This window comes from Clostridium bornimense (assembly GCF_000577895.1).
GTDB lineage: Bacteria > Bacillota > Clostridia > Clostridiales > Clostridiaceae > Clostridium_AN > Clostridium_AN bornimense.
This window is the reverse complement of record NZ_HG917868.1, coordinates 1,321,217-1,340,426: the sequence shown is the minus strand read 5'-3', so window position 1 is coordinate 1,340,426 and position 19,210 is coordinate 1,321,217. Positions and strand designations below refer to the sequence as shown.

Below are 19,210 nucleotides of genomic sequence, written 5' to 3'. Positions count from 1 at the left end.
CGCCTACCTTCCTCAATTAGGACGAATCTTATTCTAAAGGATATTTACTCCTACTGCTTTCTCAACGTTAGCGTGTATTCTTTCAATTCCTATATTTAAGCTTCCTCTATTACTTGGTATAAGAATTACTGCTGGTACTATTTCATTATTATATCTTTCAACAGTATCTGGGATTTTTGCTGCATATTCTTCAGTTAAGAATATAACGCCATAATTATTAGCCGCCATTTTATCTACTGCTTTTCTAGCTTCATCTTCATTGAAAACTGGGAAAACTTCAATTCCAATAGCTTTGAATGCTAAAACAGAATCCTTATCTCCTACAACTCCAATCTTATACATAACTATCACGCAGCCTTTCTCTAATAACTTCCTCACTTATACCATTAATTTTACCAACCATTATAATTCTTATTATTTTAATTTCTGTCTCTTTTGCATTAATATATGTTGCGATTGGTTCTGGTCCAAATGTAACATATTTTGCTTTTTTTGTTTTAGCCATTATATAATCTTCAAATAATTTTTCAAATTCTGAAAATCTACCAGTAGTTACATAATGTTCGACTCCATTTTTCATAACTTCTTTATAACTAGTAGTTTGGAATTTCGATATAATAGAATCCATTGGTTCATCAATAGATCTATTTAATAATTTAATATCTACATCCCCACCACTTGCATAAACATCTTTTAATGCTTTAGAAGTTTTTCCTTGTTTTTTAAGTCTTAACATAGCTTTTATATTTGTATAATCAATATTTAACTTAACATATTCTGTTATAAAATCTATTTTTAGATCTTTAGCTAAATTCATCATATGTTCAAACATAAGCTTATCAAGAACAATATCGATTTTTTGAGGATCATTATCATCTTCAAAAACTTTCTCAGCTCTAATAATAGCATCTTTTATATAATTAGGTATTGCTTTAAAATCTCTTGTGTTTATAGCTAACTCTACTTTTTCAAAGTTAACATCACTTATATTTACTAGCATATAACCTAAATCTTTTTTTAGATATTTTGCTTTCAAAAGGACTTTTATATTATGATAAATATATTTCATTGCGAATATATCTACTATCCTTTTATCAGGTGAAATATTATATGCATTATTATAAACTCTATTTAGTTCTTCTTTTAATACCTCATCAAAATCTTCACTTCTTGAAATATTAGCTAAAAGTTCACTATACTCAGTATCTTGAAGAACTTTTAATGCCTCATCCTTAGATGATGCCTCTAACATTCTATCAAAAGTGTTTTTGTTAAGGAGTCTCTTTTCTAGAACTCTTATTCTAGCCACAGCCTGAGTGAAATCCATTCTATTCATTGGCTATCCTCCCTAAAATAATAATGAAACTATTTCTCCTTCAAGGGTATCTCTTTGGAATGAAACAATATTTTCAAAAGAAAAATTCATATCAATTCCGTTATTTCTAACCATAAACCCTGAAGATACCTTTTCATCAGATAATTTAAAACTCGTATTTAAAGTTGAATTTACTTCTTTTAATAAAGAATCACCATCAATTATAGCTTCAGAGAAAAGAATTTCTTCTCCACCCTCTAACTTAACATCTCTTAATGATGATACTATAAAATTTTTGTAATGTTCACCATTTAAGTGTTTTAATGACTTAGTTGCTTCAATAAAAACTTTATCAATTAATTCACCTTTTACCTTAAGCTTCTCATTTCTTACTTTAAGAGCGGCATTAGATAAAATTCTTTCTTTTCTTGTAGCCCCTTCTCTCTTAGCTTTTTCTACTAGGGAAGATTTTACTTCTTCTCCTTCCTTAGTATATTTTGAAATGATAGCATCTCTTTTAGCATCACCTTCAGCTTTAATAGCCTTAACTTGTGCATTTCCCTCTTCTTTAATCTTAGAGATTAAATTATTTAAATTAGACATATATCTTCACACCCTTAAAAATTTGCTGCATTCATCATTAAGAATGAAATAACGAATCCTAATAATGCATAAGTTTCAACCATCGCTGCGAAAATGATACCTTTTGTAGTGTGTTCTGGGTTTTTAGCTAAGATAGCTACACCAGCAGCTGCTGCCTTACCTTGAGCTATTCCTGAAAATAAACCTGCTAAAGCTATTGGTAAACATGCCATTAATAAATAGAATCCATTAGTTAATGATAAATCTGCTCCAATTTTATTAGATACTAAGAAACCTATAACGAATCCATATAAACCTTGAGTACCTGGTAATAATTGAAGTACTAATGCTTTACCAAACTTTTCAGGTTCTTCTGAAACTAATCCTGCTGCTGCTTCACCTGCAATACCAACACCTTTTGCAGATCCGATACCAGCTAATCCTACTGCTAATGCTACTCCAAGACCAGCTAAAATTGGTCCTCCATATTGACTAAAAAAATCCATGAATGTCATAATTACTTCCTCCTAATCATTCTTTACATTTAAATATTCATTTTTAGTTGTAAATGGCTTAAATTCTCTTCCTCCACCTTCGTAGAACTTAGAAAAATATTCTACATATTGAAGTCTAATTGAGTGAACATAAGCACCTAATGCGCCAAGACCTAAGTTAAATAATTGAAGAGCTATGAATAATATTATTGCTATTATTAAGCCGAAAATATTTCCTGTAAGTCCACTTAGAATTACATTTATAGCTCCTGCTATAGAACCACCTGATAATCCTAAGGCCATAAGTCTTGTATATGAAACAAGATCTGATACGTATCCTGTTATACCATATAACGCATATGCTCCTCCTCCAAGCTTTCCTCCTATTGAAGGCGCCTGTCTTCCTTGAGTTAATACTACAAGAACCATACCTATGATTGCTATCCACATTCCTCCTGGAACAGATGCAACCCATAAACCTATACCTACTAAAGTTATTATCCATGATCCTGAATCATAAAAAGCATCTAGTGGCTTTCCATTTTTAACAAGAGTTATTGCCTTCATAGCTAACCCTGTAAATATTTGCAATATACCTAGGCCTAATGATAAAATTAATATAGTATTAAAATCTTCATTAGGATTTATAAGTGGCGGTGTTTTGATAGCATCTCCAAAACCAGCACCATAAATAAACCCAAATATTATTGTTGGAAAACTCAAATAGAATAAAAACTTAATAAACTGCTTAGTACCATCTTCTAAATTAAATGCTTTTAATACTATAGCTGTACCAATTAACATAAGGAATCCATATCCAAAGTCTGCTACCATCATACCAAAGAATATTGCATAAAATATACTTAGTAGTGGAGTAGGATCTATTTCATTGTACATTGGCAATGCATACATAGAAGTAATACTTTCAAAAGCTGATACAAATTTATTATTCTTTAACTTTATTGGCACTTTTGTATCATCCTTTTCAGCTTCTACAGTCTCAATGTAATAATTGTCATTAGTACATTCCTTAACTATTTTTTCAAGTTTACTTATTAATTCTGTAGGTATCCATCCATTAATAACTACCACATTGTCGCTTTTTAAGAAATTTTCATTGGCTCTACTTTTTATTACAAGATTAGAATAGTATTCATGTACCTCTTCTAATTTTTCAAAATGTATTGCTAATTTTACAATTTCCTCTTTAACTTTTCCTTCTCTTTCATTTAAAGTATCAAGACTATTTCTTAGTGAATTAATCTCTTCCTTTATAGTTCCTTGATAATTTAATGTCATCTTGTTGAAATTGAAAGTTCTTAAAATCTCTTCACATTGATCAGCGTTGCTATTCTCTATAGCGATAACTAAATACACATTATCTTTATCTTCACTTAAAACTTCTACTGATATTGTTTCAAGCGAACTATTTAGCTTTTCTAATGACTCAGATTTAAGTGTTATAGGAATATATCCTATAAAAGTCCTTACTAATTTAAAATCTTTAACATCCTTTAAAGGAATTTCTATATTTTTAAAAGGTATAATAGCTTCTATTTCACTCTCTATTTTCCCTCTTTTATTGTTTATATCATTAAGTTCACTATCTAGCTTCTTTAATGATGTATAAACTTCATTATGATTGAAAGATAAAACTCTACTTTCAAGTTCATTAAATGATAAAGTCTTCTTTCCTTCCTTCATTGCTGTTATCATAGAAACTTTTGAAGTATAAGGTTTCAATCTTTGAATGCAGTAATTTGCCTTTGCAACTTCACCTTCATATTTGCTTACTTCATCTAAAGCCGCCATAGATTTTAAAAAAGTTAATTCTTCTTTAGAATCATTCAAATTTTCAAATTCAACGTTTCCAAACAAATGAAGCTTTTTTAAAATTTCTTCTTTGTGAGATTCAAAGGAAAGTAGAGTGAATTTACTCATTTTAACAATTGCCATTATTATTCACAATCCTTTCAATCACCAATTTTACAACATTGTCGAATTTTTGTTTATCCACATTTCTCAAAGCTTCGACTTCTGCCATACCTTTTTCAATTATCGGTGCCGCTTCGTCATTTCCTTTATTCTCTGCTGCTTCCATAACTGAATTAGCTTCCTCTTTCCCTTGTTGAACTAAAGAATCATAGATGTTCTTGCCTTCAATTTCAGCATTATTAATTTTCTCTTGATTCTCCTGCTGTGCTGACGATATCATTTTTTTTACTTCATCTTCAGCTTCCTTAATTTGTAGTAATGCCTCCTTAGCCAAACTTTCACCACCTTTCTAAAAAGCGCCAATTAAAGGGTATTAAATACCACATACATATTATACTATACAATACAAAGGTTTATCAAGATTTAAATTCTTAATTTAATTATTTTTATATTAATAATTTATTAACGGAATTGATTTCACTTTGCCATTTTGATAATATATCAACACATTTTTTTCCATATCGATAATATCTTCCTGGATAAACCTCAACACATCATAATTATATAATTCTATATGGTCCTGCTTAGCAAGACCTTTCTTTAAATCTTTTTCAACCTTTTTATCTAAATAAATTCTATCTAGAAAATCTGGTATCCACTTCTTCTTATTGTATAGTAAATATTCATGCTTCAATAAATTTAAAAATATATCTACATCCTTTTTTATTATTTGTAAACTAAAGTCAAGTAATACCTTATAATAATCAGTATTTGAAATATTTCTTTTAAAATAACCTTTCTCATCATAAAATTCCCCAAGTGCCTTATAAAATTCGAATGGCGTATCAAAATACTTTATTAGAAATTTAATAGATATATCAAATTTACCAGCATTATAATATTTATCGACCATTTCTTCTACTTTTTTAAGTAGTAATATATTTTTATATGAAATTTTATTATTATATAATATTTCATATGGTGGATAAGGAGATGATTTCATTCCCCATTTTTCTGATTCTTCTCTCATTTTAGAGCCCTTTAATAACTTTAAAAAACCTAATTGTATTTCTTCTGGTTCTATAGCATATACATCATTAAAAGATTTTACAAATGACTCCAAATCCTCTCCTGGAAGTCCTGCTATTAAATCCAGATGTTGTTTAATATTTTTATATTTTTTTATTTCATCTACTTTTTCTTTTATATTTTCATAATTAACAAATCTATTTATATTTCTAAGCACTTCATTATTTGTAGTTTGTACTCCAACTTCAAATTGAAATTTATCTTTAGGTGCTTTAGATAATATCTCAATTTCTTCTTTTGTTAAAAGATCAGCAGATATTTCAAAATGAAAAGTAGTATTTCCACCACATTCTATCAAATAACTCCATATTTCTTTAGCAAATTTATGATTACAATTAAAAGTTCTATCTACAAATTTAACTAATGATACATCCTTATCAATAAAATATTTTAATTCCTTTTTTACTCTATCTATATTTAAAAATCTCACCCCATGAGTTGTTGATGATAAACAATAACTGCACATAAACGGGCATCCGCGACTTCCTTCATAATATGCAATTTTATTTCTTAAATCTTCATCTTCTTCATATGGAAATATTAATTTTTCCATATCCATCAATGGTCTTCTACCACCATAAATAATTTCTTCTTCCTCTTTAACATATAGTCCTTTTATGTCAAATAAATTTTCTTTACCATTACTCTTCAATTTTTCTATTAGAAATTCCCTAAAAGTTTCTTCTCCTTCTCCCTCTATAATATAGTCTCCTGAAAATTCTTTTAAAATATCCATAGGACTGTACGATACCTCTGGACCTCCATAAAATATTTCTATATTTCCATTAATAATTTTTAAAATTTCTGATATTTCTTTAATTAAAGTTACATTCCATATGTATGTAGAAAACCCAATAATATCAGCTTCTTCTTTATACAATTCTTTTACTATATTATCTTTCCTATCATTTATAGTAAATTCCTTTAAAATAATTTCACAATTTAAATCCTTATTAAATGCTTTTAGATATCTTATAGCCAAATTCGAGTGAAAATATTGACTATTAATTCCTACTAATACAACTTTCATTTTTCTATTTCCTCACCTTCTAAATTATAATAAAAATAGAATTCAGGTTATTTACCTAAATTCTATTTTCAAAAATCATTTCATAATAACTTATTAACAATCCGGCAGTTGTTTCTATAGCTCTCTCTAATAATATATTACACATGATATCAAATTTTTCATTTTTTTCGTAGCAATTTAATTTATGATACAATTGATACGAATTTTCAGCGTTCTCTTTTATAAACTCCCCTATTGTTTCAAATTTTATTATCCTTTTTCCTTTTATTTTAGCAAATTCATTATTTCTATATTTTCTTCTAATAAATTGTTCATAAGCTCTATGTTCTTTAAGCTTTCCTCTTATAACATGATGAGGTACAGTCATATCCTGTATTAGGTGACACACTGTCCCTAAATAAAAAACTGATTTCCCAATTCCTTCTTTATGCATTGTTTTAATAGCTTCTTCAAAATACTTTTCTGATTCTGTGAAAGCATTAGAAAATCCATACATACCTTTCTCATAGTTCAAATAGTAAAGATGATTTCTACTTCTAAAATCTTGATCTATCCAAAAAGCTCCATAGTTTAATTCTCCAATATATTTAGAAAAAAACATATATTCTTTAGAATATCCTAATTCTTTGATAAGCTCTAACGCCTTTATATTTATAAATTTATGTATTACACATGTGGTTTTTATTACTTTTTTCTTCACAGGATTAGCTACATTCATTACTATAGCCATTGTCTTTCCATATCCTACTTCTACCTTATTATTTTTCACATTTCTTCATCCTCAACTCTTTTGATTTAACTAATGATCTCTTCAATAATATAATCATTGCCACTATTATTATTAATATTATTATTAATAATAATACTATTATATTATCATACTTTTTGCCAATACTATCAATATCATATTTAAAAATCATCCCTTCTCCATTTTCCAATATATATATATTATTATTATGTATCTTAACTTTCTTTAAATTAAAATCGTCCGGAAACTTTAATTCCCCCGTAGTTGCACCAAACAGATTTAGAGACTTTAAAACCTTATCCTTATTATCTATAAAATAAATTATATTATCTTTAATTGATAAACTCTCAATACTACTTACATTTTTATTAGCATACAAAGGTGACGGTGGATTTATTGTAGGTACTTCGTTTAACAATAAACTACAGTTAAATCTTGGAGAATCTAATGAATCTCCTCCTGAATAATCTGGCCATCCATACCACCCCCCTTTTTCTATTTTATAAATATAATCATAATCACCTTTAACTGGTCTAGAGCCTCTATCTTCCATACCACCGACGCCAGCATATAAATTTCCACCTTTATCAAAATCCATACCTTTAACATTTCTTATACCATAACCATATGTAGATATTTCTTTATTTGTTAAATCATATGTTATTACGCTAGCATTTCCAATATTGTTTCCCTTTACTTTCTGATTTTTTTTAGTAATAGATCCTTTAGGTACAAATGCTCCTGTATCACCGTAATTAATACCTCTTAAAGTTACTCCATATGTTGGTAAATCACAACTTTCTTCATATGCACTGCTCCATATATTATCTTCTCCTACTATTCCTGAATTAGTATTTGCTCCTACTGATATGTATAATTTATTCCTATTTAACTTTATTTCCCCTTCCTTGTAGTCGCCAATATTCGGTATACCCTTTACAAGTGATTTTACTTCATAGGAATCTAAATCTACACTTTTCACTTCATTACCTATATATGCATATATTATACCCTTTGAGTATTCAATAGAATATATTTCATCTTCATCACCATATACTCTTTTAGAATCCCCTGAACTAGTTATTTTCTTAATTTCATGAGGAAAAGCAATGTATATATTCTCTTTATCATCGAATACAAAATCTACAGCTCCTTTTATATCCTTACCTTTTAGATTTACTTCTCCATGATCACTTTCCTTTTGTATATCATAGCCAGCGGAATACTTATACCCAACTAAACTTCCTAATATTAAAGATACTACTAAAAATATTCCTATTTTTTTATTCATATTCTCCCCCACTTATTATTTCTCTTTGTAAAATATATGCTCTAACTTTTATCTTTAATATAAAAAATTATTAATATAAAACTTATTATAAATTGAAAACTTAATTCATATTATTAAATCAAGGAGGTGAATTAATGAAGATAGACAAATTTTACAAAGAAACTATCGTACTTTCAATTTCTAATATAACAATGGGATTATTTAGATTTGTTTTTTCAATAATACTATCAAAAAAACTTGGTTCTGAAGGGTTAGGACTATATTCAATAATATTACCTATATATGATTTGTTTTGCTGTTTATCTTGTGGTGGTTTAGTATCTGCTATATCATCAAGAGGTGCAGAGTTTGTTACAAAAGGAAATAATCTCAACTTAATAAAAACTATCAGGGTTACAGCTATTTTTGATTTTATCTGGTCACTTATAATAGCGTTATTAATGTTTTTTAATTCTTCAGCTATATCAATTTACATATTAAAAGATATTAGATCTATTACTTCTTTAAGAATGATCTCTATTGCTATAATTTTCATATCACTGTCAAATGTATTAAAAGGATATTTTCTATCACTTTCGAAAGCTTCTATTCCAGCTTTTATAGATATCTTCGAGAAGGTTGTTAGAATTTCAATGGTTCTTCTTACATTTCATCTTATTAAAGTAGTAGATATACCTACTGCTGTAACACTGGTTTTTTTCGCACTGTGCATGGGTGAGGGTTTTTCATTATTGATGTTAATAATATTTTATAAAACAACAAGAAAAAAAATAATAATTAACTATAATGTAAAAAGTGAATCAATGCCTCAATTATTAATACAAGTTCTTATAATAGCAATACCATTAGCTTTAAATGGTTTTCTATCTTCGATACTAGGTACAGCATCAACATTAATATTACCAAGAAGACTAGTATCATCTGGAATACCTTATGAAACAGCTTTATCTATGATAGGAGAATTTTCAGGAATGGCAGTAAGCATAATACTTTTTCCATCTGTAATAATTAGTGCTATATCTACTATTATAGTTCCTGAAATATCAGGTTCATTAGCTACAAAAAATTTCTTTAAAGTAGAAAAAAGAATAGGTGATGTTATACGAGTTTCTTTATATTTGGGAATAGCCACCTTAATAATATGCTCGATAATTCCAAAAGATCTTGGTATACTATTTTTTAATAAAGCATCTATTTATAAATACATATTTACAGCTGCATTATGTTGCCCTTTATACTTTACTCTTTATACTACATACGGAGTAATGAGCGGTATCGGAAAACAAAAAGATATACTCCTTAATTCACTAATTATATCAATATTAGATATAATCATTCTCTACATATTTGGAGGTATAAGCTGGATAAACATATATGCTTATGCTATAACTCTATTCCTCACTAGCCTAGTTGGTGTTATATTGAATATTATTAGTATACGTTCATTTACAAAAATCAGATTTGGGAAATATCAACTAATTTCTACATGTATTATAACTATACTTACTGCATTAATTGTAGCTATTTTAAATAATTTGCTTATCAATTTCAATTGCTTTCTAAAAACTTTAATAGTCATTTTGGTTGCATTTTCTTCTATGATCTTAGGTGGAATAAAAATAGATAGATTGTTTGAATAATAGATAGGAACTGTTGCATGATTAATTATATAAATTTATGTTTGACAGTTCACAAGTAATAGGGCACAAGGCATAGATAAGGTTAAAATTCCTCTTTAGGAGAAATTTTATCATAGACCTGCGGACAGCAAAGTATTTTCATATTTACTATAGATACAAAAATTATATTATAATTCGTAACCGAAGCTCCATGAAAGTGCAACTTTCATTAGCCCCCTATAATACATCATTACAATGCCAATTTTAATTATAGGCTATGTTTAAGAACAGTGTTGATAATATGCAATTTTTTAAGGGAACTTGTTAAAAGTTCCCTTAATGCACATTTTAAGAATATTATGTATTAAGTTTGCTGTAGACTATGTTTATTTTGAACGCAAAAAATAGTGCTCTCCTTCATATACATTGCCTTCACAGAAGTCAATTTTTAATAATGTATTCCGCCTTTCAACAGCTTGAGGTATTGCCTTAGTTGCAATCATATCAACCTCAAACAAATCAAAAAAGTTCTCGTTACAAACACTAAATATTTCGTTTAAGTAATCTGCATTTTCGTATTCAGAAGAAACATCAACTCGGAGTATTCCCGTTTTAATTTTATATTTACCAGCATAACCAAACATTTCTACTGTTCCAATAGCTTTAGATAGTAATTTATCTATAATTGCAAAGCGTATAAATTCTTGTTGAGAATATGCACAAAGCCAAGCTTTAATACATTGTAACATATCCTCAATTGTGTAAATACAAAAATCACCTGTACACCTATCAGAGTTAAAAATTTTTTGTGCCTTACTATCAGAATAACATTTAAGTAGACCTTCGAAATCTTCTTCTGAAACGAGTCTTAAAATAAAACTTTCTGTTTCAAAAGTGGGGCATATTTCATATGGGTTTTTCATAAAAATCCTCCTCATCATGTATATTGTATAAACTTTCTTCACTTCATATTTCTTACCATCGCGCCACAAAAATCTACAATTCTCTATTTACTTCATTATATAACATGCAGAGGTATAATTTCAGATATTTTACACATTATACATAGATTTTTTCTCTAATCCTAAAACCCTTTAATTTTATGTCAGTATGAGAGGTATGGCTTCATCCTCAATTCTACCTGTAAAGAACCTTTCTAAATCTGTATGCTTCATTCTTCCTTTACATATAAGTTCAGTAATAAGATTTCCTGTTCTATCCATAGCACATAAAACGCATACCTGTTCCTTTGAGATAGTTCTTTTTCTCTTTTCATCTTTACTGCTATAACTACCCTTACCACCTCTTTTATGGACTTTTCGGGGAATTATAAAAGTAGTGTTTTTCCTATGTTTTCCTTTAAAGGACTCCCTGAAGAACGCCTCGTCAACTTCTATAACACCACCCATACTTCCGATACCCATAAAGGCTCTAATTGTCCAATATTTTATGCCTCCAGTAAAATGATATGGATATGCTTATTTTAACTTCCTCTGCACATTTTCTTATGGAATAGCCATTTATCATGCACTTGGCATATTGTATCCATTGCTTAACATCTTTCTTGCTATTATGCTTTGGAGAGAGTGTAAAGTCGGTAAAAGTCTTTCGGCAGAACTTGCAGATATATCTTTGTTTTTCTTTATATTTCCCATTTCTGAATACTTCATCATGACCACAATAAGGGCAAACTTTCCCCCTTAAAAATCCGCTTTCCTTAACTTCATTTGTAACTTCTGTAGCAAATGAGCTTAATTATAAAATAAGTGCGGTGATATCAAGCTCTGATATCACCGCACTTATAATCTAAGAAATTCCGTAGGAATTTCATCCAGAGACCTGTGCCATGTGCCCCGAAACCTATACACTGACCTAGAAATTTTCATTTGTAAATGCGACAGCCTCTATTTATATATATCTACTATTAAACCTGAAATCTCATCAATAGTTGAAGCAATATCTATATTCTCTCCCTGATTTTCAAGTAAAGCTTGCGTTAATTCCTCTAACTTATTATCTATAACATCAACAGTTATAAAATATTGAGTTTGCCAAAATGATATGTCCTTTTTAACATCATACATATAGCTTAAAACAGATTCAAGATACTCTTTAATCATATTCTTATAGCTTTTTACATCTGCATAACATTTTGTTATTGCAAGCCTATTCCCCTTTTTCTTAATGTCATCCAGCATTCTTTTTAATTGCTCATCATTTTTTTTCTCTTTTGCAAAAGAAAAACTTTGTGCAAAACTTTTCTTTTCTCCTATGCTAGGTTTGTCTCTTTTTACAGGAGTATTACTATTAATTCTTTGGATTTCCACACTTACCTCTCCCTACATCAAATAAACATATTCCCTTATTTAATAAATTATATCACAGAATAATATTTTTTTTAATATTTTCCCTTAATAATGTATAAACTAAATTAGTGAGGTGATATAGATGTTTTATAACAAATCTAAAAAAGAAGTGCTACAAACTCTAAATTCTAATGAGAAATTAGGTCTTACTACCAAAGAGTCTACAGAAAGACTAGCTAAAAACGGCAAAAATATTTTGGAATCATCAGAAAAAAAGTCTATGATAAAAGCCTTCTTCAATCAATTTAAAGACTTTATGATATATATTTTAATAATTGCTGCCATTATTTCTGGTTTCTTAGGCGAAATTACAGATGCAGCAATAATCATTTTAGTAATATTGCTAAATGCAGTAATTGGTGTTATACAAGAAGCAAAAGCTGAACATTCCCTAGAAGCTCTAAAGCAATTATCTACGCCTAAAGCATTAGTAAAAAGAGACGGAACATTATCTGAAATTTCTTCTGAAGACATAGTTATAGGAGATATAGTTATTTTAGATGCTGGGAGATATGTTCCCTGTGATATACGATTATTAGAAGATGTAAACTTAAAAATAGATGAATCTGCTTTGACTGGTGAATCTGAGCCAGTGACAAAAGACTCTTCTTTGGCACTAGATAATGAAAATGTACCTCTCGGTGATAGAAGAAATATGGCATTTATGTCTACCCTAGTTACTTATGGTAGAGGTGTTGGCATCGCAACTTCTACCGGTATGAATACAGAAATAGGCCATATAGCAGAGATGATTAAAGAAAATACAGATTCAACTACTCCATTGCAAAAAAAATTAGCTGAACTTGGTAAATTCTTAGGTTTTGCTGCTATAGGCATATGCATATTGATATTTATAATAGGTTTATTTCAAAAAAGACCTTTTCTAGAGATATTTATGACTTCTATATCTTTAGCTGTAGCTGCTATTCCTGAAGGTTTACCCGCTATAGTTACAATAGTCTTAGCTCTTGGTGTTACCAAAATGAGTAAAGAAAATGCAATAGTAAAAAAATTACCTGCTGTTGAAACATTGGGATCTGTAAACATAATTTGTTCTGATAAAACTGGTACACTTACTCAAAACAAAATGACTGTAACAAAATTTTATTGTAATGAAATTTATGATACTGCTGATAAATTAGATATTAATGATACTGTTTCTAAACTTCTTCTAGAAGGAAATATACTTTGCAACGACGCAACATTCACAGATGATACTAAAACTGGTGATCCAACAGAAATTGCTTTATTAGAGATTGGATATAAATATAATATTATAAAAGATGAGCTTTCTATTCTTCATCCAAGAGTTGAGGAAATACCTTTTGACTCTGACAGAAAACTAATGACTACTGTTAATAAATATAATGATGTATATTATTCTTTTACCAAGGGTGCCATCGATAATCTATTGAAAATATGTAATAAAGTACTTATCAAAAATACAGAAGTTGATTTAACAGATAACTTAAAAGAAACCATTCTTAATAAAGCGACGTCTATGTCTTCTGATGCATTAAGAGTCTTAGGCTTAGCGTTTAAAAAAATTAAATCTTCTAATATGACAATTTCTACTCTTGAAAGCGACTTAATATTCATTGGTATGGTTGGCATGATTGATCCTCCTAGAACCGAAGTAAAAGATTCAATAAACACAGCTACATTAGCTGGTATTAAAACAATAATGATTACAGGAGATCATAAAGATACTGCTTTTGCTATAGGTAAAGATTTAGGCATTGCAGATTCTATTAATGAAGCAATCTCTGGATCAGAATTAGATAAAATAAGTGATTCAGAATTGAATAAAAATATAGATAATTATAGAATTTTTGCCAGAGTGTCACCAGAACACAAAGTAAAAATAGTAAAAGCTTTTAAAAGTAATGGTAATATCGTATCAATGACTGGAGATGGTGTTAATGATGCTCCATCACTAAAAGCAGCTGATATTGGCGTAGCCATGGGTATAACAGGAACTGACGTTTCAAAAGGCGCAGCAGATATAATTTTATTAGATGATAACTTTTCCACAATTGTTGAAGCTGTAAAGAAAGGTAGAAGTATATTTAAAAATATTAAAAAATCAATTATATTTTTAATTTCTTGTAATCTTGGTGAAATAGTTACAATTCTTATTTCAATACTATTTAATTTACCAACACCACTTAGACCAATACATTTACTTTGGGTAAATTTAATAACAGACTCTTTACCTGCACTTTCATTAGGTATTGATGAAGAAGAAACCGATATAATGAATGAACCACCTCGTAATCCTAATGATAGCCTTTTTACGGGATCTATTACTAATTTAATTCTTAACGGAATACTAATAGGATTATTATCTATATCTGCATTTATACTTGGTGGAGCAATTCACTCCAATGAAATAGCGTATTCACTTCAACATTTTGATATTTCTGGTGTTATATTAGGATTTAATCATTTAAATAATACAGGTAATATATATTACCCTCAAACAATGGCTTTTATTGTACTATCAGTCTCTCAACTAGTCCATTCACTAAATTTACGTAGTGATAAAAAGTCCATTTTCCAAGTAGGTATTTTCTCTAATAAATACTTAATTTTATCTATTATTTTAGGTATAGTTATTCAAGATATAGTGACTATGGTACCATTTTTAGCCTCAATATTTAAAGTTATTAATCTAACTTCAAAAGACTGGTTATTAGTTATTACTTTAAGTATCACGCCCCTTATCCTTAACGAAATAGTAAAAATATTTAAAAGAAATAAGAAAAGGATGAGATAGACTTCTCCTCCTTTTCTTTAATTAATTAACCTTCTTGCTTGACTATAGTCTTTAGCATACATTAATTTTGAATATTTTACATAATCTCCAGTTTGCGGCGCATGAATATATATGCCATCTCCAACATATATACCTACATGATGTGGAGCACTTATTGATCCAAAGAACACTAAATCTCCCGGTTGTTCTTGTCCTATTGGAACTTGTTTTCCTAAGTTAACTTGAGTATATGTTGGTGCTGGTGCATTAATTCCTACTTGTTTAAATACATATTGTACAAATCCAGAGCAATCAAATGTATCTGGCCCCTTTGCACCCCATACATATGGCTTTCCTAAGTGCTTTCTTGCCTCTTCTAACACTGCATTAGCTAAGTTAGTATTAGTAGCTGGCGGGGTCACCTCAGGTTGTTCTGGTGTTACTATATTATTATTGTTATTACTTTGTTGACTTCCACTATTATTGGTATTATTAGAATTTCCAGCAGTATTTTGAGCTATTTGTGCTGTCTTTTCTTCGTTTCTTTTTAAAACAGCTTCAGCTTCTAATCTAATTTCTTCATTTATTTTATCCAATTCCGCACTATATGTATTCTTTATATTATTTAATTCTTCTTGAGTTTTTTCTTGCTCTGATAACTTGACCTCTAACTGTGCCGCCTCAGTATCTAAAGAACCTTTTAACATTTTTAATGATTCTCTATCATTCTCTAAATCATCCTTTACCTTCGAAAGTGACACTTTACTTTCCTTTAATCCTGAAATTAACCTACGGTCATACTTACTTACCCCTTTTACAATTTCAGATCTATCTATCAAATCTCCAATACTTTTTGATGATACTAAAAGGTCGATTATAGGTTCACTTCCATTTTTGTATACACTTTTTACTCTTTCTTGAAAATCATATTCCCTATCTTTAAGTTCAGCTTCTTTTTCTTCTATTTCTCTTTCCTTCTCAGATATAAGTTCTTCTTTCTCACTAATTAAACTTTCTATCTCGGATTTTCTAGACATAATACTTCCTATTTCATTATCTAGCGCACTTGCCTTTGTCCTAGATTCCTCTATTTGCGCCATGATATCACTATATTGATTTTCTTTTTCAGCCTTTTTATCTTGCAAACTAGGTTCAGCATATACATTGATATAATTAAAATTCAAACTGATAATACTTACAATTAATAGTGTTACAACTTTTTTTATAGTTTTGTTCATTATTCCCCCTCCATTTTCTTCAAAACTATCTATTACTATTATAATTCTACACTAAATTGTAATTTCCTTTAATTTTCTGTAAAAAATTTAAAAGAGTTTCATAATTGAAACTCTTTTATTTCTATACCCCAACAACTCTTGCAATTATTAAAGCTATTCCAATAAGTAAACCTGCAACGACTACACCAACAGCTAAATTACCTTTTTCTAATTCCTTGTTAAAATCTGCTGGTACTACCCAATCAAGAATCTTATATCCTAATGCCATAAGTATAATTCCTAATAAAGAAAATCCAAATACAGCTATAAGGTCATACATAAACTTTAACCAATCCATTATTTTACCCCCTAATTAATTTAATTTTATTTTAATAATTGATTTTTCTTTTCTTCTTCACTCATATTCTTAACTCTATTAGGTTTAGCTTTAGGTTTAATAACTTTCTTTTCTTCTTTTTCTTCTGCTATTAATTTATCTCCTAATATACCTAATCTATCGAAAAATAATATTAATGAAATTACTCCTAAAGATAATACTATTAGAGATGCAAAACTCTTAAAATTCCATCCCCCAACAAAAGGTAATAATACTATAACCACACCAAGTACTAAAAATATCCATTTATTTATTTTTGATAACTTTTCATAAAAAAATATTCTAATAATATTTCTTCCTACAACAGATAATAAAATTATTGCTACTATTTGCAATATAGTTGAAAACATAAAGATTCCCCTTTCAAATAAATATAGTTCTAGCTTTACTAGAACTATTATAGCAAATAAAATTAATTTTTAAAATATATCTACTAGAATATATATGGTGTTTCACCAGGTTTTCTATTAAAAATAGTAACATCATCTATACCATCTAATTGCAATACATATCTAGTTATTCTTTCCACCCCTAATCCTGCACCAGCCGTTTGAGGCAACAACCCTCTCTTAGCAATTTCAATATAGTTTCTAAACAATTCTCTAGATTGGCCTATTTCATCCATTCTAACTAATATTCTTTCATATTCAAATTCTCTTTCTCCACCACTTAATCCTTCAACATATCCTCTAGGCCAGATTAAGTCATAATTTAAATACGTTCCTGGATTATTTAAATCTTCTTTATCATAAAATTCTCTCTTATGATTTATTAAAAAGAAAGGTTCCACAGCTTTTTCTGATGCTATCTTTTCAAAATCTTCTCCATATTTTTCATATAAATCTTCTGTTCTATATCTATCAAAAGATTTGCTAATATTTAAATGATCTAAAGATCCAGCTATATTAATTATTTCTTTAGAACATTTTTCCTTCAAATCACTAAATACATATGATACTAATTTTTCTATAAATGACAATACGTCATCCATTTTTGCATTTTTAAATTCGAAATCTACTTGAGAAAATTCAAATAAATGTCTTGTATCATTTCTTTCTGGTCTCTCTAATCTTATATTAGGAGATACTATATATATTTTTTCTAACCCCTCATTCATCAAAATTAATTGTTTATGAAATATCATAGATTTCATAACATCAAATTTTTGACCACAATAATTTAATTCAGTTTCTTCAACATCATGATTTAATGTATCAGTTATAGGTGCCATCATTAATGGCATTACTCTAGTTACATCTTCTTTAATCATAAACTCATCTATTGCTCTTAATATTTGTTGTTGTACTGATAAAATTTCTTTAAGTTCTGGTCTCTTAACTTTCTTTACAACTTTTTCTAACGCTTCAATTTCTTCATTATTAATAACATCTTTCATAAAATTACCCCCAAACATGTCTTAATAATATAATAATACCATTTTTTACTTATTTCAATACTTTTAATTTATAAGTGATTTTTTTAACATATTATTATTAATCTATTGAAATCATTAATATATTGAAATATTTCTATTGATTTTTTACATTGTTTTTGATAAATTATTAATGGCTCGATATAATAATATTAATTCAAAAGATACTTAGGAGTGATTATATGAATTTAAATATAAATGGTCTAGATGAGTTAGATCTACAAATTCTTGATATTTTAATAAAGGATTCTAGAACTCCATTTCTAGAAATCGCAAGAAAATGTCATGTTAGCGGTGGAACTATCCATGTCAGAATGAAAAAAATGGAGGATATGGGCATAATTAAAGGTACTAAGCTTATGATTGATAACTCAAAATTAGGCTATGATGTTACTTGCTTTATGGGTATTTATCTTGACAAAGCTGCTTCATATCCTAATGTTTTGGAATCATTAAATAACATAAAAGAGATAGTTGAATTACATTATACTACTGGAGAATATTCTATATTTATGAAGGTAATTTGTAAAAATATATCTGATTTACAAGACCTTCTTCTTAATAAAATTCAAGCTATTGAAGGCATACAAAGAACTGATACACTTATCTCTTTATCTCAACCTATTGATAGAAATATAGAATTATAAAATAAAGTATTATATTTTATGATTATTTGAGAATACTAATCATATAAAACTTTTAGGAGGTTTTTATATGAAAGTATTAGATGCTATTGCACTTATATTAATCGTAATTGGTGCATTAAATTGGGGATTAATTGGTTTTTTTAATTATAACTTAATTGGTTCTCTTTTTGGTATTACATCTATGTTTTCTAGAATCATATACGGATTAGTTGGATTAGCAGGTATATACGCTATTTCCTTCTTAGGCCGAGAAGAGTATAGAAATTAAAAAAGAGTAGCAATGCTACTCT

At 28.5% G+C, this 19,210-nt stretch carries 19 protein-coding genes and 1 pseudogene; 4 read left to right on the top strand and 16 right to left on the bottom strand.

Features of this window, described 5'->3' with window-relative positions; translation table 11 throughout:
* Window positions 1-33 precede the first annotated feature (33 nt).
* The 9 genes from CM240_RS05920 to CM240_RS05880 form a co-directional block, all read right to left on the bottom strand.
* Window positions 34-342 carry a V-type ATP synthase subunit F gene (locus tag CM240_RS05920; protein ID WP_044037379.1) on the bottom strand — a complete coding sequence of 103 codons (309 nt, stop codon included), beginning with the start codon at window positions 340-342 and terminating at the stop codon, window positions 34-36.
* Window positions 335-1,336 (bottom strand): V-type ATP synthase subunit C, encoded by a 1,002-nt coding sequence (locus CM240_RS05915; RefSeq protein ID WP_044037377.1) that lies wholly within the window; start codon window positions 1,334-1,336, stop codon window positions 335-337. The genes CM240_RS05920 and CM240_RS05915 overlap by 8 nt, the downstream gene beginning before the upstream one ends.
* Before the next feature lie 12 nt (window positions 1,337-1,348).
* The gene (locus CM240_RS05910) at window positions 1,349-1,918 is read right to left on the bottom strand and encodes a V-type ATP synthase subunit E (RefSeq protein ID WP_044037374.1); all 570 of its coding nucleotides are present in this window, start codon (window positions 1,916-1,918) and stop codon (window positions 1,349-1,351) included.
* 14 nt (window positions 1,919-1,932) lie between these two features.
* Entirely contained in the window at window positions 1,933-2,412 is a 480-nt protein-coding gene (locus tag CM240_RS05905) for a V-type ATP synthase subunit K (protein WP_044037372.1), read from the bottom strand.
* Window positions 2,413-2,424: 12 nt separating this feature from the next.
* The gene (locus CM240_RS05900; protein WP_044037369.1) at window positions 2,425-4,347 is read right to left on the bottom strand and encodes a V-type ATP synthase subunit I; all 1,923 of its coding nucleotides are present in this window, start codon (window positions 4,345-4,347) and stop codon (window positions 2,425-2,427) included.
* The gene (locus CM240_RS05895) at window positions 4,334-4,660 is read right to left on the bottom strand and encodes a hypothetical protein (RefSeq protein WP_044037367.1); all 327 of its coding nucleotides are present in this window, start codon (window positions 4,658-4,660) and stop codon (window positions 4,334-4,336) included. Before CM240_RS05895 ends, CM240_RS05900 begins: the two co-directional genes overlap by 14 nt.
* 117 nt (window positions 4,661-4,777) lie before the next feature.
* Window positions 4,778-6,445: a B12-binding domain-containing radical SAM protein gene (locus CM240_RS05890; protein ID WP_044037365.1), complete on the bottom strand. Its 1,668-nt coding sequence runs from the start codon at window positions 6,443-6,445 to the stop codon at window positions 4,778-4,780.
* 55 nt (window positions 6,446-6,500) lie between these two features.
* The gene (locus CM240_RS05885) at window positions 6,501-7,214 is read right to left on the bottom strand and encodes a zinc dependent phospholipase C family protein (RefSeq protein WP_044037363.1); all 714 of its coding nucleotides are present in this window, start codon (window positions 7,212-7,214) and stop codon (window positions 6,501-6,503) included.
* The gene (locus CM240_RS05880) at window positions 7,204-8,484 is read right to left on the bottom strand and encodes a PQQ-dependent sugar dehydrogenase family protein (protein ID WP_051483723.1); all 1,281 of its coding nucleotides are present in this window, start codon (window positions 8,482-8,484) and stop codon (window positions 7,204-7,206) included. Before CM240_RS05880 ends, CM240_RS05885 begins: the two co-directional genes overlap by 11 nt.
* A gap of 134 nt (window positions 8,485-8,618) precedes the next feature.
* On the opposite strand from CM240_RS05880, the gene spoVB reads away from it, so the two are divergent.
* The gene (gene spoVB, locus CM240_RS05875) at window positions 8,619-10,124 is read left to right on the top strand and encodes a stage V sporulation protein B (RefSeq protein ID WP_044037361.1); all 1,506 of its coding nucleotides are present in this window, start codon (window positions 8,619-8,621) and stop codon (window positions 10,122-10,124) included.
* 365 nt (window positions 10,125-10,489) lie between these two features.
* On the opposite strand, the gene CM240_RS05870 is transcribed toward spoVB, so the two are convergent.
* The 3 genes and pseudogenes from CM240_RS05870 to CM240_RS05860 form a co-directional block, all read right to left on the bottom strand.
* Window positions 10,490-11,026, bottom strand: a complete 537-nt coding sequence (locus CM240_RS05870) for a GNAT family N-acetyltransferase (RefSeq protein ID WP_044037359.1) — start codon at window positions 11,024-11,026, stop codon at window positions 10,490-10,492.
* A gap of 195 nt (window positions 11,027-11,221) precedes the next feature.
* Window positions 11,222-11,840: pseudogene (locus tag CM240_RS17960) on the bottom strand (IS1595 family transposase); the annotation flags it as partial.
* A gap of 167 nt (window positions 11,841-12,007) precedes the next feature.
* Complete coding sequence (locus CM240_RS05860; protein ID WP_044037357.1) at window positions 12,008-12,430, bottom strand: YaaR family protein; 423 nt, start codon at window positions 12,428-12,430, stop codon at window positions 12,008-12,010.
* Between the two features lie 121 nt (window positions 12,431-12,551).
* Here CM240_RS05860 and CM240_RS05855 point away from each other — a divergent pair, with 121 nt between their 5' ends.
* Window positions 12,552-15,248: a cation-translocating P-type ATPase gene (locus CM240_RS05855; RefSeq protein ID WP_044037356.1), complete on the top strand. Its 2,697-nt coding sequence runs from the start codon at window positions 12,552-12,554 to the stop codon at window positions 15,246-15,248.
* A 17-nt stretch (window positions 15,249-15,265) separates the two neighbouring features.
* Here the strand turns inward: CM240_RS05855 and CM240_RS16810 are convergent, their stop codons facing one another.
* From CM240_RS16810 to CM240_RS05835, 4 genes are all read right to left on the bottom strand, one after another.
* Window positions 15,266-16,465, bottom strand: coding sequence for a C40 family peptidase (locus CM240_RS16810; protein WP_051483721.1), 1,200 nt, complete (start codon window positions 16,463-16,465; stop codon window positions 15,266-15,268).
* A gap of 121 nt (window positions 16,466-16,586) precedes the next feature.
* Window positions 16,587-16,802 carry a DUF350 domain-containing protein gene (locus CM240_RS05845; protein WP_156930513.1) on the bottom strand — a complete coding sequence of 72 codons (216 nt, stop codon included), beginning with the start codon at window positions 16,800-16,802 and terminating at the stop codon, window positions 16,587-16,589.
* A 26-nt stretch (window positions 16,803-16,828) separates the two neighbouring features.
* Window positions 16,829-17,191, bottom strand: a complete 363-nt coding sequence (locus CM240_RS05840) for a hypothetical protein (RefSeq protein ID WP_044037354.1) — start codon at window positions 17,189-17,191, stop codon at window positions 16,829-16,831.
* Between the two features lie 83 nt (window positions 17,192-17,274).
* A complete protein-coding gene (locus CM240_RS05835) occupies window positions 17,275-18,237 on the bottom strand; it encodes an asparagine synthetase A (RefSeq protein WP_044037352.1) in 963 nt (320 codons plus the stop codon).
* Between the two features lie 218 nt (window positions 18,238-18,455).
* Here CM240_RS05835 and CM240_RS05830 point away from each other — a divergent pair, with 218 nt between their 5' ends.
* Together CM240_RS05830 and CM240_RS05825 are read left to right on the top strand one after the other, a co-directional pair.
* Entirely contained in the window at window positions 18,456-18,920 is a 465-nt protein-coding gene (locus CM240_RS05830; protein WP_044037350.1) for an Lrp/AsnC ligand binding domain-containing protein, read from the top strand.
* Window positions 18,921-18,987: 67 nt separating this feature from the next.
* A complete protein-coding gene (locus CM240_RS05825; protein WP_044037348.1) occupies window positions 18,988-19,188 on the top strand; it encodes a DUF378 domain-containing protein in 201 nt (66 codons plus the stop codon).
* Window positions 19,189-19,210 lie beyond the last annotated feature (22 nt).